We start from the raw sequence: 20,126 nt of genomic DNA on the forward strand, positions 1-20,126 counted from the left end.
ATTATGGCAGTCGCATCAGTTTCAACAGGTACTTACCAGTCCGTCTCAACTTCTGGTGGCTTCACCATTAATGGACTTGGTGATGGAACAGATTGGACCGATCTCATTGAAGCGTCAGTCGAAGCGGAAAGCTATGAGCTGGAGCAGTATCAAGAAGATCTGGAAGAGGCGGAAGCGATCACAGAGCTTCTTGAAGCCTTGGATGAAGAAATCCTTACTCTATCCGGTACCTTGCAGGGGATAGATGAGATGGATGAGTTCATGTCCTATTCCGTTTCCACCACCGGAGATGGAGAAGTTCAAGCTACCATTGAAGACGGGGCCACCGAGGATTCGTATAATCTGGTCGTGAACCAGTTGGCGCAGAAGGATGTCTGGATTTCAGAGGACATGTCCATTACTTCCTCTGACCAATCTATCATTTCGTCCAATTCATCAATCACCCTGTCTTATGCCGGGGAAGATATCTCTATGGACGTAACCGCCGGAACAACAGCTCAGGAACTGGTGGACCAGATTAACAGTGACCCGGATTTTGATAACAAGATTACCGCTTCTTTGATCAGCGACGGCAGTAATTATTATATCAAGTTCAGCGGTGAGGATACCGGGGCGGATAATGCGGTTGTGCTGACCGACTTGAGCGCTATTGACGGCTACAACGCGAGTTCTTTTACCAACACTCAAACCGCTCAGAATGCACAGATGAAAGTGGATGGTTTTCCGTCAGGTTCCGGTAATTGGATTGAGCGTCCTTCCAATACCGTTGACGATGTTATCGACAATATGACTCTGACCCTTAACGCGGTTACTGATTCTTCAGGGATTAATGTAGGTGTTTCATATGATACAGATGCCATGGTTGAAACTATCGAGACATTTGTTTCAGAGGTAAACCAGCTTCTTTATGACTTGCTGGACGTCACCGGGGAGTTGGTAGATGAAGGCGATGATGACGACAGCACGGTTTATATCAAGGATGCAACCCTCGGTTTGGTCTATGATTCGGTGAAGGATGCTTTGACTTCGGCGGGATTGGGATTTCTTTATTATGACAGCGAAACTGGGAAAGGGGATATGTATGCCTCTCTTTCAGGTATAGGCATTACCACTGACAGTACTGAAGGTTCATCCACTTTCGGGCAGTTGGAAATAGATTACGATGAGCTTGAAGAAGCTTTGGCTGCGGACCCTGAAGCTGTAGCCATGTTGTTTGCGGCAAATGGAGAAGCAGAAACAGACAGCTCCGATATGCGGGTTCTTTCGACCATATCCGGTTTAACTTCAGCCGGGGATTACGATGTTGAATACACGGTTTCCGGCGGGGTAATCACTGCCGCTACAATTAACGGTGTGGATATGACCATCAGCGGCAACACCCTGCTGGCAACAAGGGATAGCGATGCTAACGGGCTGTATCTGGAGGTTTCGGATTTGACGGACGGCGCTTATTCCAGCACTGTTACTGTGAAGCAGGGCAAATGCGGACAGTTAGCCGATCTTTGCTCGTCGCTGACCGATGTTTCTACCGGGAGCATCCCTCTGCTGGCTGCAAGTTATGACGACCTGACCGCCAAGCTTGAAGGTGATATTTACGATGAAGAAGCAAGGCTCGATGCTTACCGGACAAGGTTAGAAGAAAAGTATTCCGCTCTGGATACCATGCTTGCCTATTATTCAGGGGTTGAGAGCCAGCTTGAAACAACTTTAGCTTCCCTTGATTCCAGTTAATACCCGCTTTAAATTTACGAAATGACAATGGATGATAAGCTGATTTATTCTTCGCCCGTTGAGGGGTTGGAAGTACTTTCGTGTAGCGGCGGCAGGGAATTTAAAAGCCATCTGCATGATGGTTATGTACTTTGGCTTAATTCCGAGTCCGGTGAAAAGTACCGTCTCAACGGATGCTCTGATATTCTGCAACCCGGTTCCATCAGCATTATCGAGCCGGAGACTGTCCATTCCAACAGCCCTTGCTGTTCCGAACGCAGGCACCTGCGCAGCTTTTATTTTTCTGAAAAGTTTGTCCGTTCGCTCAACTATAAATTACTGGGTAAAGAAAACGGGCAATCCCCATTCCGTAATATTCTTCTGGAAAACAAGCAGTTCTGGCAGAATTTATCCGCTCTGCATCACAAACTGCTCAGCCCTGTAGAAAAGCTGGATACCGATGAAGCCATCCTTTCCGTGCTTTCCGGTTTGTACCGCCATGTCGGAGACGGGACAATCAGGCCCGGAAGTGAAGATAGAAGGGTATCCATGATAATTGATTATCTGCACGCCCATATTGATCGCAACTTAAGTCTTGCCGAGCTTTCTGATCTAGCCGGATGTACTGAGTTTCACCTGATCCGTATTTTTCGCAGTCACAAGGGCATGACGCCGCACTCTTTCCTGATCCAATTGCGGCTGGAAAAGGCTCGCGCAATGATTGCCTCTAATTCTCCCATTGCCGATACAGCCGCATTTTGCGGTTTTTCCGATCAAAGTCACCTGACCCGTCTTTTTAAGATCAGGTACGGACTTACTCCCCGCCAGTATCAGAAGGCCTCTGGCCTCTCCTAAACTTTTCATTAAGCTTCGCTGTCTGAATTGATAGATTGGTATTTCATGTCAATTTTATTCAATATTCATGAAGATCGGTTAGCTATTTTCTTCTCTCGAAAAAAAGTTATGAGGAGAAGAAATGAATACAATTAGTTGGAGTGATTTTGAAAAGATAGAGATCAGGGTCGGAAAGATTGTTGAGGCCCGTGTCTTTGAAGAAGCGCGTGTTCCTGCGTACATTCTGCATATAGATTTCGGGCCGGAAGTCGGCATGCGTAAATCAAGTGCCCAGATCACCAAGCTTTATGGTGTGGAAGAATTACCCGGCAAACTTGTAGTGGGTGTTGTTAACTTCCCGAAGAAGCAGATCGGTCCGCTCATGTCTGAGTGTCTGGTGACCGGATTTCATGATGAAAATGGAAATGTGGCGCTGTGTGTGCCGGATAAGGAAGTGCCGCTTGGCGTAAAGCTTTGTTAGCAGAGTCAATGACGATTTATACGCGTAAGGGGTGAAGCCCTATTAAAAAGTTTTGGGATTCTTAAACCCTTTTCCCAAAAGGGTTTAAGGCCCCCGGCAGGGTTGCCGAAGGCCACTATTTTATTAAAAAGCGCGATAGCGCATCAAATTAATTTGCTACTGCCAATTCTTGTTGCTTGGCAGGTTCCCACCATGCAGTGTGGGTGCTTTGTCCGGGCATGCATAGCTCACCCATTAGCGGGGTCAGCAGATTAATTCCCTGTTCTGCTGCAAGGTTGGACACTCTGCGGATAGGCTCATCCCACTTGTGAAAAGCAAGGTCATATGCACCCCAGTGCACGGGCAGCATGTATTTCCCACCAAGCTCTATATGTGCCTGCACTGATTCTTCGGGCATCATATGTACGTTCTTCCAGCCTTTGTCATAAGCTCCCGCCTCAATCATGGTCAGGTCGAACGGACCGTATTGCTGACCAATTTTCTTGAATCGACCATCATACCCTCCGTCACCGGAATAGTATGCTCTGTGACGCTCTCCTTTGAAGACGTATGAAGTCCAGAGGGTCTTGTTCCTGTCAGTCAGACCTCGACCGGAGAAGTGTTGAGTAGGTGCGGAAATGATTTCAACGTCACGGATTGTGATGGACTCATGCCAGTTGAGTTCAACAATCTGTTCCGGCTTACAGCCCCATTTGCGCAGGTGGGAACCAACACCAAGTGGGACAACGAAAAGTTTAACTTTCGAAGCTAAATGCTTGATAGTGCTCATCTCAAGGTGATCGTAATGATCGTGGGAAATGACCACTGCATCCACTTCTGGAAGCTCTTTGCGTTCGATGGGGGAAGGTTGAAAGCGGTTGACGGTGAAAGGTACCGGGGATGCATTGTTGAAAACAGGATCAATAAGCAGTCGAACGCCGTCAATATCGAGGATCATGGAAGAATGCCCCAGCCATGCTACCTGTAATTCTTCAGGTGTGGCTGAGAAGGAATCCTTGGTCAGGGGAAAGTATGGAAGCTTTTTGTCCGGTGTGCGGCTAAGGTCAAAAAAGAAATTCATCGCTTTGGCAAAGGTGAATCCTTCCACCGTCATATTGACCGGATTTTCGTTGAGAAATGTTCCGTTTTGGAAGTTAGGGGCTTTTTCAAACATGGTGCTTTCCTCAATTGACGGGGCGTGCCCCATCTTGGAGCAGGCCGGGACCCCGATAGAGATCCCGGCTGCTGCCAGCAATGCGAATATATAAAGTAGTGTCTTTTTCATTCAATTTTTCAGCCTGTTGAATCCATGAATATATTCTTAACGGATAATCAACATCTGCTCTTCATACTTTTGTCTAATTTGCAGCTTGTTCTGCAAGTTTAGCGGATTTGCGTTGTGCGGCCCTTTCCTTCCAGCTTTCCTGCAAAGAGCAGAGGGTGGGAACTACTACGAGGGTTAGTACGGTGGCGATAGCCAGTCCGAAAATAACCGCTACAGCCATGGGCCCCCACCACTGGGAGGTTTCACTGCCCATGTCGAGGCGCATGTTAATGAAGTCGAAACTCACCCCTGTTGCCATGGGAATCAGGCCCAATACTGTGGTGATGGCGGTGAGCAGAACCGGACGGAAACGGGTCAAGCCGGCTTCTATAAGCGCTTCACGGGCATTGCGTCCCTGTTCCTTGAGTTGCTCATAGTAGTCGATGAGCACGATGGCGTTGTTGACTACTACTCCGGCAAGGGAGAGTACTCCGACCCCGGTCATGATAACCCCGAAGGCTGTTCCGGTTATCAACAGCCCGACCATAACACCTCCGAGGGAGAGGATGACTGCGGTCAGGATGATAAACGGAGTGGCAACGGAGTTGAACTGGGTTACCAGTACGATGAAGATCAGGAACAGTGCTCCGGCAAATGCTCTTTCAAGGAAAGCGGAGGCCTTGGCCTGTTCTTCCTGTTCACCTGTGAACTTGTATGAGTAGCCGCGCGGCAATTCTATACCGGACACAGCTTTGTTGATGTCGGTAATGACTTCTTCGGCAAGGCGACCGGAGACATCGGCGGAGATGGTGACAACCCTTTTCTGGTCAATGCGGTTGATACCACCCAATCCACCGCCCATTGTCACATCAGCAAGGCTGGTAATGGGGATAGGTTCGCCTTTCGGTCCGGAAACAATAATCCTGCGGATGTCCTCAAGGGAATCGCGTTCTTCTTTGGGCAGACGGGCGACAATATCGTATTCGTCCTTGCCTTCGCGGTAGACCCCGACTTTGACACCGTTAATGGCGGTCTTAACTGACTGAGCAATAGTGAAGGCGTCGAGGCCCATGATACCTGCTTTCTCTTTGTCCACGTCTACACGGATTTCGGGTTTGGCCGAGATGTAGTTGTCTTTAAGATCAACCAGTCCGGGAATATCTTTGATAACCCGTTTGAAGGAAGCGGTGATTTCTCCCAGATGGCGCAGGTCCTTGCCGTAAATTTCCATATTGATGGCACTGCCTGTAGGCGGCCCCATTTTTTCCGCTTCCGCACGTACTTCCGCACCTCGGATGGCACGCTGAAGGCGGCCGCGGATTTCATCGGTGATTTCAGATGAAGGGCGGCTGCGGTCCTGAATATCTACGTAATCAAGTTTAACAAGGCTGTAGTGGGTACCGATTTCATCGGACTGCCCGGATTCCCCGGTGTTGGCGATGACGTACTCAATATCCGGGTATTCGGCGGCGATTTTTTCGACCACTTTTACGAACTGGTCCGAAGCTTCAAGGTTGGTTCCTACCGGAGCCTTGATCTTGACGTCGGACCGCTTGGGTTCGGTCTTGGGCAGGAATTCCACACCGCGTCCGAACATGCCGAAGCTGACAGTGGAAACAATCAGGAAAGCAAACGCAAAAAGTACCACCCACAGCCTGTGATCCAGCGACCATTCAAGGATGGGGCGGTAGATATTCTTGAGCGTTTCCATCATGCGATCAATGAATCCGGGCTTGGCATTTTCATCCAGCTTAGGTACATCCTGAAACTTTGCCGAGAGCACCGGGTTGATGACTAACGCCACAAACAGTGATGCGGAAAGGGCAATGATTACTGTGATGGGCAGGTAACTCATGAATTCACCCATGATTCCGGGCCAGAAGACCATGGGGAAGAATGCGCCCACGGTAGTCAGGGTGGAAGCGATAACCGGCCATGCAACTTCGTCTGTAGCATCCATTGCCGCCTGCAAACGGGATTTACCCATGCCCATGTGGCGGTAGATGTTTTCGACCACAACGATTCCGTTATCCACCAGCATCCCGAGACTCAGGATCAGTGAGAAGAGGATAACCATATTCAGGGTGTAAGAGAATATTTCCAGCACGGTGAAGGTTATCAGCATGGACAGCGGAATTGCCAGTGAGACAAACAAGGCCGAACGACCGCCGATAAAGGCAAAGACAACGATAAGTACCAGCAGCAGTCCACTGATAATGTTGTTCTGCAAGTCAGCAACCATCTGACGGATTTCATCAGACTGGTCCGCTGTGAGGTTTATCTTCAGGGTCGGAGGCAGGATCTGCTGCTCTTCCTTAAGTATTTCCTTAACCGTATCAATGATGCGGATAATGTTCTCCCCGGCTCTTTTCTTGACTTCAATGGTCACACTCTGGATTCCGTTGAAGCGGCTTTTGGAGGTCGGGTCTTTATAGTGGTCACGGATGGTGGCGATATCGCGCAGGTAGATAGGGCGTCCGTCCTGTTCGTAGACTACGATTTTATCGATCTCATCCGGGTGCTTGAAGTCTTCAGGTACGCGCACGAGATACTTGGATTTCCCGATTTCAACAGAGCCGCCGGGAGTGTTGACGTTGGCGTTTTTCACTGAGCTGAGCAGGCTTGAAAGGGGGATGTTGTAGAAAGCCACACGGTCCATGTCGAATTCCACGTGAATTTCGCGTTCAAGGCCGCCAATTATCTTGGCATCCAGTACGCCCTGAACTGATTCAATGCGATCTTCGAGCTGTTCGGCGAAAACTTTCAGCCGTTTCAAAGAGAACGGGCCGGAAAGGACCACGTTCAAAATCGGCTGTTCTGAGAGGTTTACCTCGTTAATGATAGGTTCATCGGGCAGGTCCGAAGGCAGGTCCGGCTTGGCCTGATCCACCTTGTCGCGTACTTTCTGCAAGGCGTCGTCGATGTCTACATCTGGGTTGAATTCAACCTTGATGATGGAAACCCCGTCATCGGAAATGGAGGAAATCTCCTTGGTCCCGGATAACCCTTTGAGTTTGCGCTCAATGGGCATGGTGATCAGAGTCTCCATGTCTTCAGGGGCTACACCTTCGAAGTTTGTCTGTACAAAGATGTAGGGGATGGTGATGTCCGGGTCACTCTCGCGGGGCAGGGACGCATAGCTGGATATCCCGGCTATGATGATGAAAACAAGCAGGACCATTACGGTGGACTGCCTGTTTAGTGCTGCTTTGTTGATAATCACTGGGTCACCACCTTTGTGCCGTCTTCAACCATGGTATGGCCTGCGGTGATAAGCCTTTCACCTGCTTTGAGGCCCTTGGTGATCTGGGCGCGGTCGCCGTCAATTATGCCGAGTTCAATTGTACGAACCTGAGCCACGCCGTCTTTTTCCACATATATGATTCGTTCCCCGCCCTGATTGATAATGGCGGAAAGGGGAGTGGTGACTGCGTCAGTTACGGTCCGACGTAAAAGGGACACACGTCCCAGCATTCCGGCACGGATTTCTCCGCCTGAGTTGTCGGTGATAACTTTGGTTTCAAATGTCTTTGAGAATTTATCAGCTTTGAAGGATACGAAGTCGATTACGCCTTCCCATGTTTTACCGGGGAGAGCATCAACGGAAACAGTCACTTTCTGGCCTTTTTTGATATAGGAAATGTCCATTTCCGGGACGTTGATAATAGTCTTGATGCTGGAGGAATCCACGATATCAACAACATTGGAACCAACTTCCAGACGTTCCCCACGGTCAACGTAACGCTTGTTGACTATCCCGGCTATGGGAGCACGCACGATACCGTATTCCACATTAACCAGCATTTCTTTGAGTGATGCTTCGCTCTGCTCCAGTTCGGCCTTGATCTGGTCGTACTCTTCCTGCGCCAGAACTCCTTTTTTGAGCAGTTCCTTGCGGCGGCGCAACTGTTCGGCAGCGAGCTTTTTGGCCGCTTTGGCGCGGTCGAATTTTGCTCCGCTGGATGCTCCGTCAAGTCGGGCTATGAGCTGTCCTTTTTTGATGTGATCGCCTTCTTTCACACCGAGCCAGACAACTGTACCGGCTGATTCGGAGGATACGCAGACATCCTTATCCGGCTCAGTTTCTCCGGGAAGGGTCAGTATATCCTTGATGGTTACCGGGACAACTTCAACAGTTCCGACCCGGACTGATCTTTCCGGGGCAGCTGTGTTGGCTTCGGTCTGCTTGTCGGATTCACATCCGCAGAGTGCGAGAAGCAGGACGCTCAGCATGAGGGGAATCAGATATTTATTCTGCATGATATTTTTCCTTAATGGCTTTAAGGGAGCCGAGGATGAATGTGGTGTAGTAATCGGTCATGAATTTTAACTGTTCTTCCGAGTTAATTTCTCCTTCCGGATAATGGATGATCATCAGGAAGTGGTGGAGAATTACTCCTCCGGCGGCAATAAAGGCCTGTTCAAGAATACGTTTCTCTTCAATCGGATCTAGTAATTCTCTAATTATGGGGAAAAGTATTTTTTCTTCCAGGTCGTTATGACATTTGAAAAGCTCTGGGTCGCAGTCTTCAGATACATATTCTTCAAACAAGAGTCTGATTTGCCGCTTTTTGGTTTTTTTGGGATCATCGTATGTGCATAAGGGGAGAAGTTCGTTGCGTACGTATAACTTAAGCCTTTTTTCAGGAGGTAACTCCTGTATGGATTTTTCCAGCATGCTAGAATGCTTCATGGATTGATCCATCCACATCCTCAGAACCTGATAGTAAAGTTTACGCTTGTCTCCAAAATGATAATTGATGGCAGCCACATTGGCGTCAGCTTCTGCGCAGATGTCGCGTACGGTGGTAGCTTTGAAGCCTTTCTCACAGAAGACACGGCTGGCTGCTTCCAGTATCCGTTCTTTGGTGCTTTGATCACTCATGTATATCTCCAATAACAATTTAAACACTGTTTGAAGTCTTGTATGATTCTGGTCGCAATGAGTCAAGCAGTATTTCAAACAATGTTTAAATTTGATAGGTGAGTTCATCTTTAGATATGCGGGGTGAAATTTATGTGAATGGTAAGAACTGTTAAGATGTTTGCTGCTGCGAGATTAACAGTTGACCAGTTGAAACTAGAAGCCTAATATCCGCAAATCTTCTTTCCTGCTCTATCGCGTCATCTCATTTTTCCACACAATATTTCCGCTTTTTATCTGAGTTGATTTTTTTTTATTTACTTTAAAAACCGTATTGCTATGCCTAATTTTCTTTTTATTACTATGCTGGCGGCATTTCCCGCCTTGTCTACGGATATGTATCTGCCCGCACTGCCGACTATTCAGGAGCAGTGGGGTATTTCTCTTGCACAAGTGAACCTTTCTCTTGTGCTCTTTTTTATCCTGTTCAGCTTTTTTATGCTTATTTACGGTCCCTTATCAGATAAATTAGGCCGTAAGCCTGTGCTGATGGGTGGGGTGGGAATATACGTGCTCGGCAGTGTGCTTTGCGCTTTATCTACGAATATTTGGTTTCTGGTGACTGCCCGCATTGTTCAAGCCGCGGGTGCTGCTTCGGCCTCGGCGCTGTCCATGGCACTGGCAAAGGATCTTTATACCGGGGCAGAGCGTCAGAAGGTTCTGGCTTATATCGGGGTGATTATTCCTCTGTGTCCCATGCTAGCCCCCATGCTGGGTAGCATGATGCTTGAGTTTTTATCTTGGAAATGGATTTTCGGATGTCAGGCTGTGCTTGCATCCATGGCCTTTTATGGCACTCTGGTTTTCAAGGAACCTGAATTTGAAAAGACCGAGGGCGGAATTTTAAACATGTTTTCCCGCTATCTGGTGGTGCTTAAGAATTTAGAATTCACCACGTATTGCTTTGCTTTTTCAGTCATCGCTATTGGATTTTTTGGATTTCTGGCCGGGTCGGCGGATATCTATATCCGTGTATTCGGGATGAATGAGCAGCAGTACGCCATGTTCTTCGGTTTTAACGCTATCGGTTTCATGACCGGATCATTCACTTGTTCAAGACTTTGTGTGGGCTATTCATCCATCACTATTCTCAAGGTCTCACTGATCGGCGTAATACTGGCAGGTATTGGAGTGCATACTTTGGGTGGATCGGAATATGCCTTTGCTGCACCCATGTTTCTGATGACATTTTCTATCGGGGTCAGCAGGCCTATCAGCAACCATATGATTCTTGAGACCGTAGACCGGGACATCGGAGCTGCTTCTGCGCTTTTGACATTCACCTATTTCATATTTGGTGCCGTTGCCATGGAGTTGATTTCTTTTGACTGGCCGTCAAAGATAAGTGTTATCGGTCAGATGGGAATTATCGGCGGAACGATTCCGTTGCTGTCTCTTTTATGGATGTCGCGGCGGGCAGGATTGGCCGGATAACAACATAGAGCTTAAGATAAAAAGATAAAAGGATATGTGCCGAGTAAGCTGGCACATATCCTTTTTTAATCTTTCGGATACGAATCAAACTATTCAGGAATAGAATCAATCAATTCCAGCATTTCAAGTTCGCCGTCACCTGCGGTAAGTTTTCCGATTTTTTCGATAGCGGCTTTGAAGTGATCGGAATTGGCATGGAAGTCGAACGCTTCCTGATCTTTGAACTTTTCAATGAAGCGAAATGCACCGGGAGTATCGACGACACGGTGCAGCCTGTATTCAACTGCCCCTTCTTCGGTTGCTGTGGCTTTAATTAATTCACGCAGGACTTCTTCCAGTTCCTGCTCTTTGCCTTCGGCAGCTTGCATTTTTGCGGTAAGAGTTTTCATCTTTTCTCCATTTTGAATGTTATCGTTACGGTTGCTCTTTCTTAGATAATCATCTCAACTTTTAGATCGATATTTTGGATGAAATGAACTGTTTAATACTGTTTTCATTTTCAAAGATCTTCTTTAATGTCAGATACGAAAAGAGCTTGCTGATGCTTATAGCGGAAAACTTAGAAAAAAGCATTCTTATGCTTTTTTCAACTCTTATGGAGGTTAATTAATGAATACTTTTTATACAAGATTTATGACCCCGCTTTGCGAAATTATTCTGGCTGGAAGCGAGGATGGGCTGTCACATTTGCATATGCAGACCGGCGAGGGGCACCGCGTGTTTGAAGTCAATCCCGAATGGGTGCGCAATGATGATTTTTTTGCGGAGATAAGGGGCCAGATTGAAGAGTTTTTATCCGGCAGCCGTTCTGAATTTAATGTAAAGTTGAATCCGCAGGGAACTGATTTTCAAAAGCGTGTTTGGTCGGAGCTGTGTAAAATTCCTTGTGGAGAGACACGATCCTACAAAGAAATTGCGATTGCGTTGGGCAATGAAAATGCTAGCAGGGCTGTGGGAACGGCGAATGGGAAAAATCCAGTTCCGCTAATAATTCCCTGCCATCGAGTGATTGCTGCCGATGGCAGTCTGGCGGGATTTGCACACGGCACAAAAATTAAGCAAAAACTATTGGATATTGAGAAAAGTGATTGAGTTGAAGGCTACTCTTCCAGTTCGTCATCAATACTGACTTTAGGAGATTCTGTATCTGACGCGGGATTATCTTTGCGAATTTTTTCTAACAATTTGACGATCTGTTTATGCAGTGATCTTGCTGGTTCAAGGCTTGAATCAAGGCGCAGGCTGAGTTCCGTATAGTTCAGGGCGCTTTCATATTCTTTAGCATAGGTATAAGCACGTGCCATGTTGTAATAAAGGTTGGCATCGTTGGGAGTGAATGTACAGGCTTGATGGTAGGCTTTGATGGCTCCCTGATAGTCTCCGTCCTTACGCAGTTTAACGCCAAGGCGATTGAAGGGGTTTACTGCATCCGGTTCGTTTTGAAGAATTTCAACAAAGAGCTCTTTTACATTATCAAGTTTGTCTTGAACTGCGTATATATCAGCAGCTTTATTCAGGTAATCCTGATAATTACCCATATCTCCTTTGCCTTTGTAAGCATCGGCCATACCTTTGTAAGCTTCAGCATACATTTCATTAAGGGCGATTGCCTTGTTGAAGGCGATGATGGCCTTGCCGAATTTTTCCTGTGAAAGGAAATTCAAGCCCTTATCAAAATATTCTTCCGCGGGGCTTTTTCCGGCTTCGGTTACTTCATCGATGATTTCGGAAAAGCTGTCGATTGCTTCATCGAAGCTGCCGTTGGCTACAAGATCCCATGATGAATTGAGCAGTTCTTTTTCAATTTCATCGGGGCTGGCACTCATATATGCGGCAAATACGTGACGTTTGAGAGTTTCCATGCTGTATGGACGCAATACATAGCCACCGACTCCGGCTGCAATTGAGTCTAGTACGGATTCTTTGCGCTGGTCCGGGGTGACCATTATTACGGGGAGTGAACGCATGGCGTGACGGCGCATTCTTCGAACGCAATCAGCACCGGAAGTGTCGTGTAATGATTCATCGACAAGGGCTACATCAATTTCGCCGTTTTCCAGTGCAGTTATTGCATTATCCCAAGTGGAATAAACATATATATCAGATGCGCCAAGTCCGACCAGTGTCAGTCTGTCGTTTGATATGTGTTTTGAATTGTTGGAAAAGATACCGTAACGAAGCTCTTCAAGCATTCCCCGCTCCTGAAGTGGTTAATTTCTATGTATATTACCTTTTCGTCAGGTTTGATTCAACTGAATTTACATTATAATTGTGTGATTATTCTTTTAAGCGATTACAGGCCCGTGCCCACTTGTAGGACACGGGCCTGTTTTGCGCTTTAAAATGAATTGTACGTTTAGCTCAGGCTTATGGAAAGAGGAATTACATGAAGTTCTCTGCTTTTCTCCTGAGTAGCGCCGAGCTTCCAAGTCACGTTACCTGATTTGCCTACTGCTTCGCCAACTTTTTCAGCGACTCCCTGAATGTTGATGATCGGATGGCGGGAGAAAACCTGCGGCAGACCGTATGTAAGGTTGCAGGCCAGACAGCATCCCGGACGCTGGTGCAACTGCAGTTCGAAATTGACTGTATTGCCGTTATCTCCGGCGTAAGCGAGGGAAATATCGTAGCTGCCTTCCTCTGCATCGCCGAAAAGAGCCTCAAAAAAATCGTTGGTCCTGTCTTTGGGGAAAAGGCTTGTCATCATTTTCTGATCAAAAATATCTGCATATTGAGTCATGAATAACTCCGTTCATTTGTTACCGTTTTATTTGAGTAATCTGCCGAGTTCAATTCAATGCCTTTGAAAATGCCTCTATGTCAACTGTTTCGGGAGTTGGATCAGGGGGGATTTAATCTCTACGTGCTGTTCCGGCGATAATTTTTTCAAGATCTTTCATCTCAAACGGTTTGCAAAGATAGCCGTTCACTCCGGCTTCAAGGGCTGAGTACCTGCTTTCCTTATTTGCGTGTGCGGAAAGAGCTATGATTGGAATATCACGCACGTTGATAAAATTATTTGAGGTACGGATTGTCCGGGTAGCTTCCAACCCGTCCATGATGGGCATCTGGATATCCATAAGTATGGTATCAAACACACCTTCACTCAGAATTTCAAGGCAATGAGCTCCATTCTCCGCACAAGTTACTTTGTGCCCCATTCGTTCCAAAAGTTTGCGAGCCATCATTCTGTTTACGGGCTCGTCTTCAACCAGCAGGATGTGAAGTATGGGAGTTTTTATCATAGAATCGGACTGTTTGTTTTGGGTTGGTTCAGGGGGATCTGCAATTTTCAAAGAAATTGTGAAACTTATTGTAGTGCCGTGATGCAGTGAACTTTCAATTTCAATTGAGCCTTCCATTAGTTCGATAAGTCTTTTTACAATGGCAAGGCCCAAGCCGGCACCCTTGTATCGTCTTGAAAGTGAGCCATCTACCTGAGTAAATGAGTCGAAAATACGTTCTTGATAGTCTTCAGGAATACCGATTCCGGTGTCACTAACAGTGAAATAAAGATTATTCTTTTCCTGACAGGTTCCCGGACCAGTTCTGGCTTCAACTCTAATTGCACCGTGGTCAGTGAATTTAATGCTGTTGCCAATCAGGTTGAAAAGAATCTGCCTTATACGGCCTTCGTCACCAAGGTAGTAGGATTCTGTCTCAGGGAAAATGGAATATGACAATTCTACTTCTTTTTTTTCGGCTTGCGGTTTGAATAGGTTGATGCTTTCTTCCAATAGTTTGTTGAGGGAAAATCTATCTTCAAAAAGGTCAAGAGTACCCATTTCAACTTTCGACAGATCCAGAATGTCATCTAAAACGCGCAGCAGATTACGAGAAGATTGCAGGGCTACACTGATGCAGTTCCTATGTTCCTGATTTAGTCTTGCCGAGTTCATGACCTGCAGCATTCCCATAACGCCATTTAACGGAGTTCTTATTTCGTGGCTGATGTTGGCTAGAAATTCATCTTTCGTCTTGTTGGCTTGAATTGCGGATTCCTTGGCTGCGGAAAGTTCCTTCTCATTTTTCAGTCTTTTGGTAATGTCATGGATGATGGAAATGAGCAGGGTCTTCCCATTGTGATTGAATGGCCCTGAAAAAACTTCAACATCTTTTATCTCGCCGTTTTTGCATCGATGCTGGAATATAAAGTTTGTGCACTCAGCCTCATGCGCTTCACTCATATTTGAGATTACTTCGGCACGGGAAAGGGCGTTGATCTCAAAAATATTTTTTGCTTGCAGTTCCCTATGGGAATATCCGTAAAATTCTGATGCTGCTGAATTTGCATCCAGTATTTTGCCTGTCTCCGGGTTGATGATGAGCATGACTGAGTGGTTGTTTTCAAAAAGAGCCCGGTATTGTTCTTCGCTTTCACGGATTGCGGAGTTGTACTTCTTTCGTTCAATAGCCAAGGCAATCTGATGGGAACAAGCTGAAAAAAGTTGAATATCATCTTCCGAAAAGATGTCAGAATTTTCATAATCCTGAATGACCAGCACTCCAATCGGTGAGTTTCTTACCCGCATGGGAACCCCGATCCATATTTCGGGAATCCGGCCCATAATTTCCAAAGAGTCGTTTTCAACTGAATCAATTATCTTCTGCCGGGTTAATTGTATTATTTCGTTTTTCTGGATGGGCAGCAGACTGATTCGTTTGTTGTTCCGGCCGTATATGTTTTGAATTGGCGGATATTTGTTAATTCCTTCATCTACACAATATGTGAATACCAGCTCTTCCTGTTCGGGTTCAATAAGGGCTATGTAGAAGTTTTTTGCCTTAAGCTCCTTAAGCATTATCTCATGTATTGAGCGCATTAGGTCGTTCAGGTCTTTTGCTGAATTGAATTGGCAGATAATTTCGTAGAGTACAGACTGCAGATGTTTGCTATGTGCAAGCTCCCGTTCTTTGTTGATTACATCGGTGATATCTTCGGCATAAATAGCCACCCTTTCAACTATGCCGTTTTCAATTATCGGGTAGTGGGAATGGAGTATTATTCTGTCTTCCCTCATGTCCTGATACTTAATCGGCTTTCCGCTCTTAACCACGTTGTTAAATACTTGCCTCCTGGGTTCGGATAGCTCAGGGGACAGGCAGTCGAATATATCTTTGCCCGTGAGCGCCTCAGGAGAGGTTTGCAGAATATCGGCTACTATGCGGTTGACGTGAATCACTGTGCCGTCATTTTTAAGAAGGAGTATGGATTGCGCATTCGCATCAAGGAGTGCCTTGATGGTTTTTTCCGCTTCCATAGCCTGCTTGCGGGCTTCTCTTAATGCTGCCTGTGGTGATTTCATATTTGCTGGACCGTCCATGAAGCCTAAATCGTTTTATAAAGGGCCTGAGAGTTTTTATAATATGAAAAAAAGGTGTTTTTTTCCATTAAAGAAATAAAAAAATCATCTCCTGCATGTAATGATGTGGCTTTGGGGTGACTAAATATTGAGGTATGTTGTTACTTCTATGGTTTTCCTTTTGTATATGAGTTAGTTTATAAAAAAATATGCTTATTCATAGAGGAGGCTGGCATGACAAAAATAGAAACTGAAGAGGGAAAAGTCAGGATTGGGATAGCCAGGTGTTTGCTGGGTGAAAATGTTCGTTATGACGGTTCGCACAAACTGGATCGTTACTTAAGGGATGTATTGGGGCCGTTTGTTGAGTGGGTTCCTGTCTGTCCTGAGACAGAATGCGGTATGGGCATTCCCCGTGAGGCTGTCCGTCTGGTAGGAGAGTTGGAGAATCCACGATTAGTGGGGCGTAATTCCGGTGAAGATTGGACCGGGCGCATGCAGGAATGGGGGCGTAAAAAATTAGCTGCATTGGATAAAGAGAATCTAAGCGGTTACATATTCAAGCATGGCTCCCCTTCAAATGCCTTGGGCCGGATGAAGGTTTTTGGCGATGACGGGAAGATCTTTTATTCCGGTACCGGAATTTGGGCCCGCATGGTTATGGATCACTTCCCGTCACTTCCATGTGAAGATGATGGTAGGTTGCATGATTCCGGAATCAGAGAAAATTTTATCAACCGTATTTTTACCTTCAAGCGGTGGCGTGATGTTTTAGATGGCGGGCTTTCTCCTGCTAAGCTTGTTGATTTTCATACCCGTCATAAAATGTTGATAATGGTCCACAATGAAGTCATTTACCGCGAGATGGGCAGACTTGTTTCTACTGCAGGTAGTGCTGATCCTTTATCCTTAAGTAAAGAATATGCGGCTATGCTCTTCAAAGCTCTTACTTATAGGCCAACAGTCAAGAAGCATGTAAATGTACTGACCCACGTCTTGGGGCATTTTAAGAAAGATCTATCAGCAGACGAGAAGCAGGAAATGTTAAAGTTGATTGATCAATTTCATAAGCAGATGATACCTTTGATTGTTCCGGTAACCATGATTAATCATTACGTGCGCAAATATGAAAAGACATATTTGGAGCAACAGTTTTATCTCAACCCTTATCCTGCAGAATTAATGCTGAGGAATCATGTCTGATCGTCAAAACAAAATGATTTGTGTGCTGGGAGCCACCGGATATGTGGGAGGACGACTCGTACCGCAACTTCTGGATCAGGGATGGAGAGTTCGAGCCGTAGGGCGGTCTCAAGCCAAGTTGCGTAACCGCCCATACTGTTTTCATGAAAACTGTGAGCTGGCAGAAGCGGATCTTTTTGATCGCGAATCCCTGGAAAAAGCTTTGCAGGGTTGTTTCGCTGTTTACTATCTGGTGCATTCCATGCAACCGGGCAGTTCTGATTTTGCAGAAAAAGACCGTATTGCAGCGCAAAATACCGTTCATGCTGCTGAGCAGGCCGGATTGGAAAGGATAATCTATCTTGGCGGCATGGTCCCGGATGATCCGAATATCAGTCACCACCTGAAATCACGAGCTGAGGTTGCTGATATCCTTTCCTCAGGAAAGGTGCCGTGTACCACGCTTAAGGCTGCAGTCATTCTTGGTTCGGGTAGTGCTTCGTTTGAAATCCTGCGTTATCTGGTGGACCGTCTCCCTGTGATGATCACCCCGCGCTGGGTGCGTACCGAGAGCCAGCCGATCAGCATCCGTGATGTTTTGTTTTATCTTTCCGGTTGTCTTGATCATCCTGAGACTGCCGGTGAGAGTTATGATATCGGTGGCCCCTTTATTGAGACATATGAAAAGTTGTTTCGAATTTATCAGCAAGAGGCAGGATTGCGTAAGCGTTTGATCATTCCTGTTCCGTTTGTCTCCCCAAAATTATCTTCATACTGGCTGGGACTGGTTTCTCCTGTTCCGGTTTCTTTGGCTGTCCCGCTGGTAATGGGGCTACGCAACCGGGTGGTCTGCAAAGACTATCGTATCCGTGAAATTATGCCTTGTGAATTAACTGACTGCCGGATTGCCATCCGTCGTGCGTTAAACAAAGTAGAGCAGGAAGTTGTTGATACCTGCTGGTCTGATGCCGGAACCATTGAAACCCCGGAATGGGCCATTTGCGGAGATGCCGGTTATTCCGGTGGGACAGTCTATCATTCAGCTTACCGAGTGAAGCTGGAAGGATGCGCCGATGACCTTTGGAATAAAATTATATCCATTGGTGGTGATGAAGGCTGGTATTGCTGCAATGGACTTTGGTCCATTCGTGGATGGCTGGATAAGTTAGTTGGCGGTGTGGGGTTGCGCCGTGGTCGCAGGCATCCTTCCTCGGTCAGCGTCGGTGATGCTCTTGATTTTTGGAGGGTGCTGGATGTTCAGCCCGGTGAAAGGCTGCTTCTGCTGGCAGAGATGAAATTGCCCGGAGAGGCCCTGCTTGAATTCAGTCTTGAGAATACCATCGTCGGAGATACTGAATTGACCATGACAGCACGATTCCTTCCTCGCGGGTTGGGTGGAATCCTTTATTGGTGGTCGGTATACCCGTTTCATGCGCTTGTTTTTAAAGGGATGGCCCGGGCTTTGGCAGAGAAGAGCGGGTGCCTCATAATGGAAGGTCCTGAACTGGTTGAAGGTCCGGCTCCGCGATGCCGTATCCCCGGAGGAAAGGATAATGGCTAAAGTTGATTTTAGGAGAATCCAAAAACTCAACTCAGTTGAAATTTCAGGTGGACCGATTCTCTATTGGATGAGTCGTGAACAGCGTGTTCGCGACAATTGGGGGTTACTCCATGCACGGGAACTGACCGGTGACAAAGTCCCGTTGATTGTAGTTTTTTGTCTTGTTCCTTCATTCCTCGGTGCAACTCTGCGCCATTATGATTTCATGCTCAACGGCATGCAGCAGGTTGAACATGATTTGCGTGATTTGGGTTACGATTTTGTCCTGCTCAGTGGGCAACCTGATGAAACATTACCTGCTTTTGTCTCAAAGATTCGGGCAGGAGCTGTGGTTACTGATTTTGATCCCCTGCGTATAAAGCAGCAATGGCAGAAAAATATCGGGCAGAAGATCGATATTCCGCTGCTGGAGGTTGATGGTCATAATATTGTTCCGGCCCGTTTTGTTACTGACAAGCGTGAGTATGGGGCGCGTACCATCAGGCCCAAGATCCAGAGATTGCTCCCGGAATTTTTGGAGGAATTCCCGGAACTAGCGCCCGCTGAAGTAAAGGGTGAGGCTTTCCCGGTTGTCGATTGGAAACAGGTACGGAGTTCTCTTGAAGTTGATGAGACTGTCGGTCCTGTTGATCTGATTCCCGGAGAAGCGGCTGCCCACGCGGCTCTTGATGAATTTGTGGCGCACGGACTTGGAGCTTACGCGGAAAAGCGTAATGATCCCAATGCTGAAGCAACATCCCGTCTTTCAGCATATTATCATTTCGGGCAACTGTCTCCGCAGCGGGCAGCTTTGGCTGTTGCAGCCAGACCTGCTGGCGAAAGTGTGGATTCATATCTTGAAGAGCTTATTATTCGTCGTGAGCTTTCAGATAATTTTTGTTTGCACACACCCAATTATGATTCGCTGGATGCTGCACCGGATTGGGCACAGAAAACCTTGTCTGAGCATTCTGCAGATAGGCGGGCTTATCTGTATTCGTATGAAGATTTTGAACAGGCGCGTACCCATTCTGCCTTGTGGAATGCGGCTCAGAACCAGATGGTTTCTGTTGGATTCATGCATGGGTACATGCGTATGTATTGGGCCAAAAAAATTCTGGAATGGTCTGCCTCAGCAGAAGAGGCCTTGAGAATTACCATTGCGCTTAACGACCGTTTTGAATTGGATGGGCGTGATCCAAATGGCTATGTGGGTGCGCTTTGGTCTATCGGAGGGGTGCATGACCGGGGGTGGAAAAAGCGGTCTGTTTTCGGTTCAATTCGCTATATGAATGAACGGGGCTGCCGCCGCAAATTTGATGTGGATGCTTATGTCAGAAAATGGAGCAGGAGTATTTGAAAAAGAGATGCTGTTTGCATTTTGTAGTATGTGCCTACTCATTAAGTTGGAATAAAGTTCTAAATTATCATTAGTTATAGGAAGAGATTTTTTTTGAGAAAAATAATGTCAATGC

At 46.6% G+C, this 20,126-nt stretch carries 16 protein-coding genes; 8 read left to right on the forward strand and 8 right to left on the reverse strand.

What is annotated here, in order from left to right; translation table 11 throughout:
- The first annotated feature begins 3 nt into the window (after positions 1-3).
- The 3 genes from fliD to ACNI23_RS00145 all read left to right on the forward strand — a co-directional run bounded on the left by fliD (position 4) and on the right by ACNI23_RS00145 (position 3,025).
- Entirely contained in the window at positions 4-1,731 is a 1,728-nt protein-coding gene (gene fliD / locus ACNI23_RS00135) for a flagellar filament capping protein FliD (protein ID WP_420245952.1), read from the forward strand.
- Between the two features lie 27 nt (positions 1,732-1,758).
- A complete protein-coding gene (locus tag ACNI23_RS00140) occupies positions 1,759-2,565 on the forward strand; it encodes a helix-turn-helix domain-containing protein (protein WP_420245954.1) in 807 nt (268 codons plus the stop codon).
- Positions 2,566-2,686: 121 nt separating this feature from the next.
- A complete protein-coding gene (locus ACNI23_RS00145) occupies positions 2,687-3,025 on the forward strand; it encodes a tRNA-binding protein (RefSeq protein ID WP_420245956.1) in 339 nt (112 codons plus the stop codon).
- A 148-nt stretch (positions 3,026-3,173) separates the two neighbouring features.
- Here the strand turns inward: ACNI23_RS00145 and ACNI23_RS00150 are convergent, their stop codons facing one another.
- From ACNI23_RS00150 to ACNI23_RS00165, 4 genes are all read right to left on the reverse strand, one after another.
- Complete coding sequence (locus tag ACNI23_RS00150) at positions 3,174-4,289, reverse strand: MBL fold metallo-hydrolase (RefSeq protein ID WP_420245958.1); 1,116 nt, start codon at positions 4,287-4,289, stop codon at positions 3,174-3,176.
- Between the two features lie 73 nt (positions 4,290-4,362).
- Positions 4,363-7,491, reverse strand: a complete 3,129-nt coding sequence (locus ACNI23_RS00155) for an efflux RND transporter permease subunit (RefSeq protein ID WP_420245959.1) — start codon at positions 7,489-7,491, stop codon at positions 4,363-4,365.
- The gene (locus tag ACNI23_RS00160) at positions 7,488-8,528 is read right to left on the reverse strand and encodes an efflux RND transporter periplasmic adaptor subunit (RefSeq protein ID WP_420245961.1); all 1,041 of its coding nucleotides are present in this window, start codon (positions 8,526-8,528) and stop codon (positions 7,488-7,490) included. The genes ACNI23_RS00155 and ACNI23_RS00160 overlap by 4 nt, the downstream gene beginning before the upstream one ends.
- A complete protein-coding gene (locus ACNI23_RS00165; protein WP_420245962.1) occupies positions 8,518-9,153 on the reverse strand; it encodes a TetR/AcrR family transcriptional regulator in 636 nt (211 codons plus the stop codon). Before ACNI23_RS00165 ends, ACNI23_RS00160 begins: the two co-directional genes overlap by 11 nt.
- 318 nt (positions 9,154-9,471) lie before the next feature.
- Here ACNI23_RS00165 and ACNI23_RS00170 point away from each other — a divergent pair, with 318 nt between their 5' ends.
- Complete coding sequence (locus ACNI23_RS00170) at positions 9,472-10,626, forward strand: multidrug effflux MFS transporter (RefSeq protein ID WP_420245963.1); 1,155 nt, start codon at positions 9,472-9,474, stop codon at positions 10,624-10,626.
- An 89-nt stretch (positions 10,627-10,715) separates the two neighbouring features.
- On the opposite strand, the gene ACNI23_RS00175 is transcribed toward ACNI23_RS00170, so the two are convergent.
- Positions 10,716-11,015, reverse strand: coding sequence for a putative quinol monooxygenase (locus ACNI23_RS00175; protein ID WP_420245965.1), 300 nt, complete (start codon positions 11,013-11,015; stop codon positions 10,716-10,718).
- Between the two features lie 220 nt (positions 11,016-11,235).
- Here ACNI23_RS00175 and ACNI23_RS00180 point away from each other — a divergent pair, with 220 nt between their 5' ends.
- Positions 11,236-11,718: a methylated-DNA--[protein]-cysteine S-methyltransferase gene (locus ACNI23_RS00180; protein WP_420245967.1), complete on the forward strand. Its 483-nt coding sequence runs from the start codon at positions 11,236-11,238 to the stop codon at positions 11,716-11,718.
- An 8-nt stretch (positions 11,719-11,726) separates the two neighbouring features.
- Here the strand turns inward: ACNI23_RS00180 and ACNI23_RS00185 are convergent, their stop codons facing one another.
- The 3 genes from ACNI23_RS00185 to ACNI23_RS00195 form a co-directional block, all read right to left on the reverse strand.
- Positions 11,727-12,818 carry a tetratricopeptide repeat protein gene (locus ACNI23_RS00185; protein ID WP_420245968.1) on the reverse strand — a complete coding sequence of 364 codons (1,092 nt, stop codon included), beginning with the start codon at positions 12,816-12,818 and terminating at the stop codon, positions 11,727-11,729.
- A 164-nt stretch (positions 12,819-12,982) separates the two neighbouring features.
- A complete protein-coding gene (locus ACNI23_RS00190; protein ID WP_420245969.1) occupies positions 12,983-13,366 on the reverse strand; it encodes a pancreas/duodenum homeobox protein 1 in 384 nt (127 codons plus the stop codon).
- Between the two features lie 112 nt (positions 13,367-13,478).
- Positions 13,479-15,932 (reverse strand): PAS domain S-box protein, encoded by a 2,454-nt coding sequence (locus ACNI23_RS00195; RefSeq protein ID WP_420245971.1) that lies wholly within the window; start codon positions 15,930-15,932, stop codon positions 13,479-13,481.
- 231 nt (positions 15,933-16,163) lie between these two features.
- On the opposite strand from ACNI23_RS00195, the gene ACNI23_RS00200 reads away from it, so the two are divergent.
- The 3 genes from ACNI23_RS00200 to ACNI23_RS00210 are packed head-to-tail and all read left to right on the forward strand — an operon-like array spanning position 16,164 to position 20,011.
- Positions 16,164-17,132, forward strand: coding sequence for a YbgA family protein (locus ACNI23_RS00200; RefSeq protein WP_420245973.1), 969 nt, complete (start codon positions 16,164-16,166; stop codon positions 17,130-17,132).
- Positions 17,125-18,672: an SDR family oxidoreductase gene (locus ACNI23_RS00205; protein ID WP_420245975.1), complete on the forward strand. Its 1,548-nt coding sequence runs from the start codon at positions 17,125-17,127 to the stop codon at positions 18,670-18,672. The genes ACNI23_RS00200 and ACNI23_RS00205 overlap by 8 nt, the downstream gene beginning before the upstream one ends.
- A complete protein-coding gene (locus ACNI23_RS00210) occupies positions 18,665-20,011 on the forward strand; it encodes a deoxyribodipyrimidine photo-lyase (RefSeq protein WP_420245976.1) in 1,347 nt (448 codons plus the stop codon). Before ACNI23_RS00205 ends, ACNI23_RS00210 begins: the two co-directional genes overlap by 8 nt.
- Positions 20,012-20,126: the final 115 nt, after the last annotated feature.

This window comes from Maridesulfovibrio pacificus (SeqCode), assembly GCF_048612815.1.
GTDB lineage: Bacteria > Desulfobacterota > Desulfovibrionia > Desulfovibrionales > Desulfovibrionaceae > Maridesulfovibrio > Maridesulfovibrio pacificus.

Coding starts and splice junctions, on each gene's coding strand:
- fliD (WP_420245952.1), top strand. CDS start 4: ATGGCAGTCGCATCAGTTTCAACAGGTACTTACCAGTCCGTCTCAACT.
- ACNI23_RS00140 (WP_420245954.1), top strand. CDS start 1,759: ATGGATGATAAGCTGATTTATTCTTCGCCCGTTGAGGGGTTGGAAGTA.
- ACNI23_RS00145 (WP_420245956.1), top strand. CDS start 2,687: ATGAATACAATTAGTTGGAGTGATTTTGAAAAGATAGAGATCAGGGTC.
- ACNI23_RS00150 (WP_420245958.1), bottom strand. CDS start 4,289: ATGAAAAAGACACTACTTTATATATTCGCATTGCTGGCAGCAGCCGGG.
- ACNI23_RS00160 (WP_420245961.1), bottom strand. CDS start 8,528: ATGCAGAATAAATATCTGATTCCCCTCATGCTGAGCGTCCTGCTTCTC.
- ACNI23_RS00165 (WP_420245962.1), bottom strand. CDS start 9,153: ATGAGTGATCAAAGCACCAAAGAACGGATACTGGAAGCAGCCAGCCGT.
- ACNI23_RS00170 (WP_420245963.1), top strand. CDS start 9,472: ATGCCTAATTTTCTTTTTATTACTATGCTGGCGGCATTTCCCGCCTTG.
- ACNI23_RS00175 (WP_420245965.1), bottom strand. CDS start 11,015: ATGAAAACTCTTACCGCAAAAATGCAAGCTGCCGAAGGCAAAGAGCAG.
- ACNI23_RS00180 (WP_420245967.1), top strand. CDS start 11,236: ATGAATACTTTTTATACAAGATTTATGACCCCGCTTTGCGAAATTATT.
- ACNI23_RS00185 (WP_420245968.1), bottom strand. CDS start 12,818: ATGCTTGAAGAGCTTCGTTACGGTATCTTTTCCAACAATTCAAAACAC.
- ACNI23_RS00190 (WP_420245969.1), bottom strand. CDS start 13,366: ATGACTCAATATGCAGATATTTTTGATCAGAAAATGATGACAAGCCTT.
- ACNI23_RS00195 (WP_420245971.1), bottom strand. CDS start 15,932: ATGAAATCACCACAGGCAGCATTAAGAGAAGCCCGCAAGCAGGCTATG.
- ACNI23_RS00200 (WP_420245973.1), top strand. CDS start 16,164: ATGACAAAAATAGAAACTGAAGAGGGAAAAGTCAGGATTGGGATAGCC.
- ACNI23_RS00205 (WP_420245975.1), top strand. CDS start 17,125: ATGTCTGATCGTCAAAACAAAATGATTTGTGTGCTGGGAGCCACCGGA.
- ACNI23_RS00210 (WP_420245976.1), top strand. CDS start 18,665: ATGGCTAAAGTTGATTTTAGGAGAATCCAAAAACTCAACTCAGTTGAA.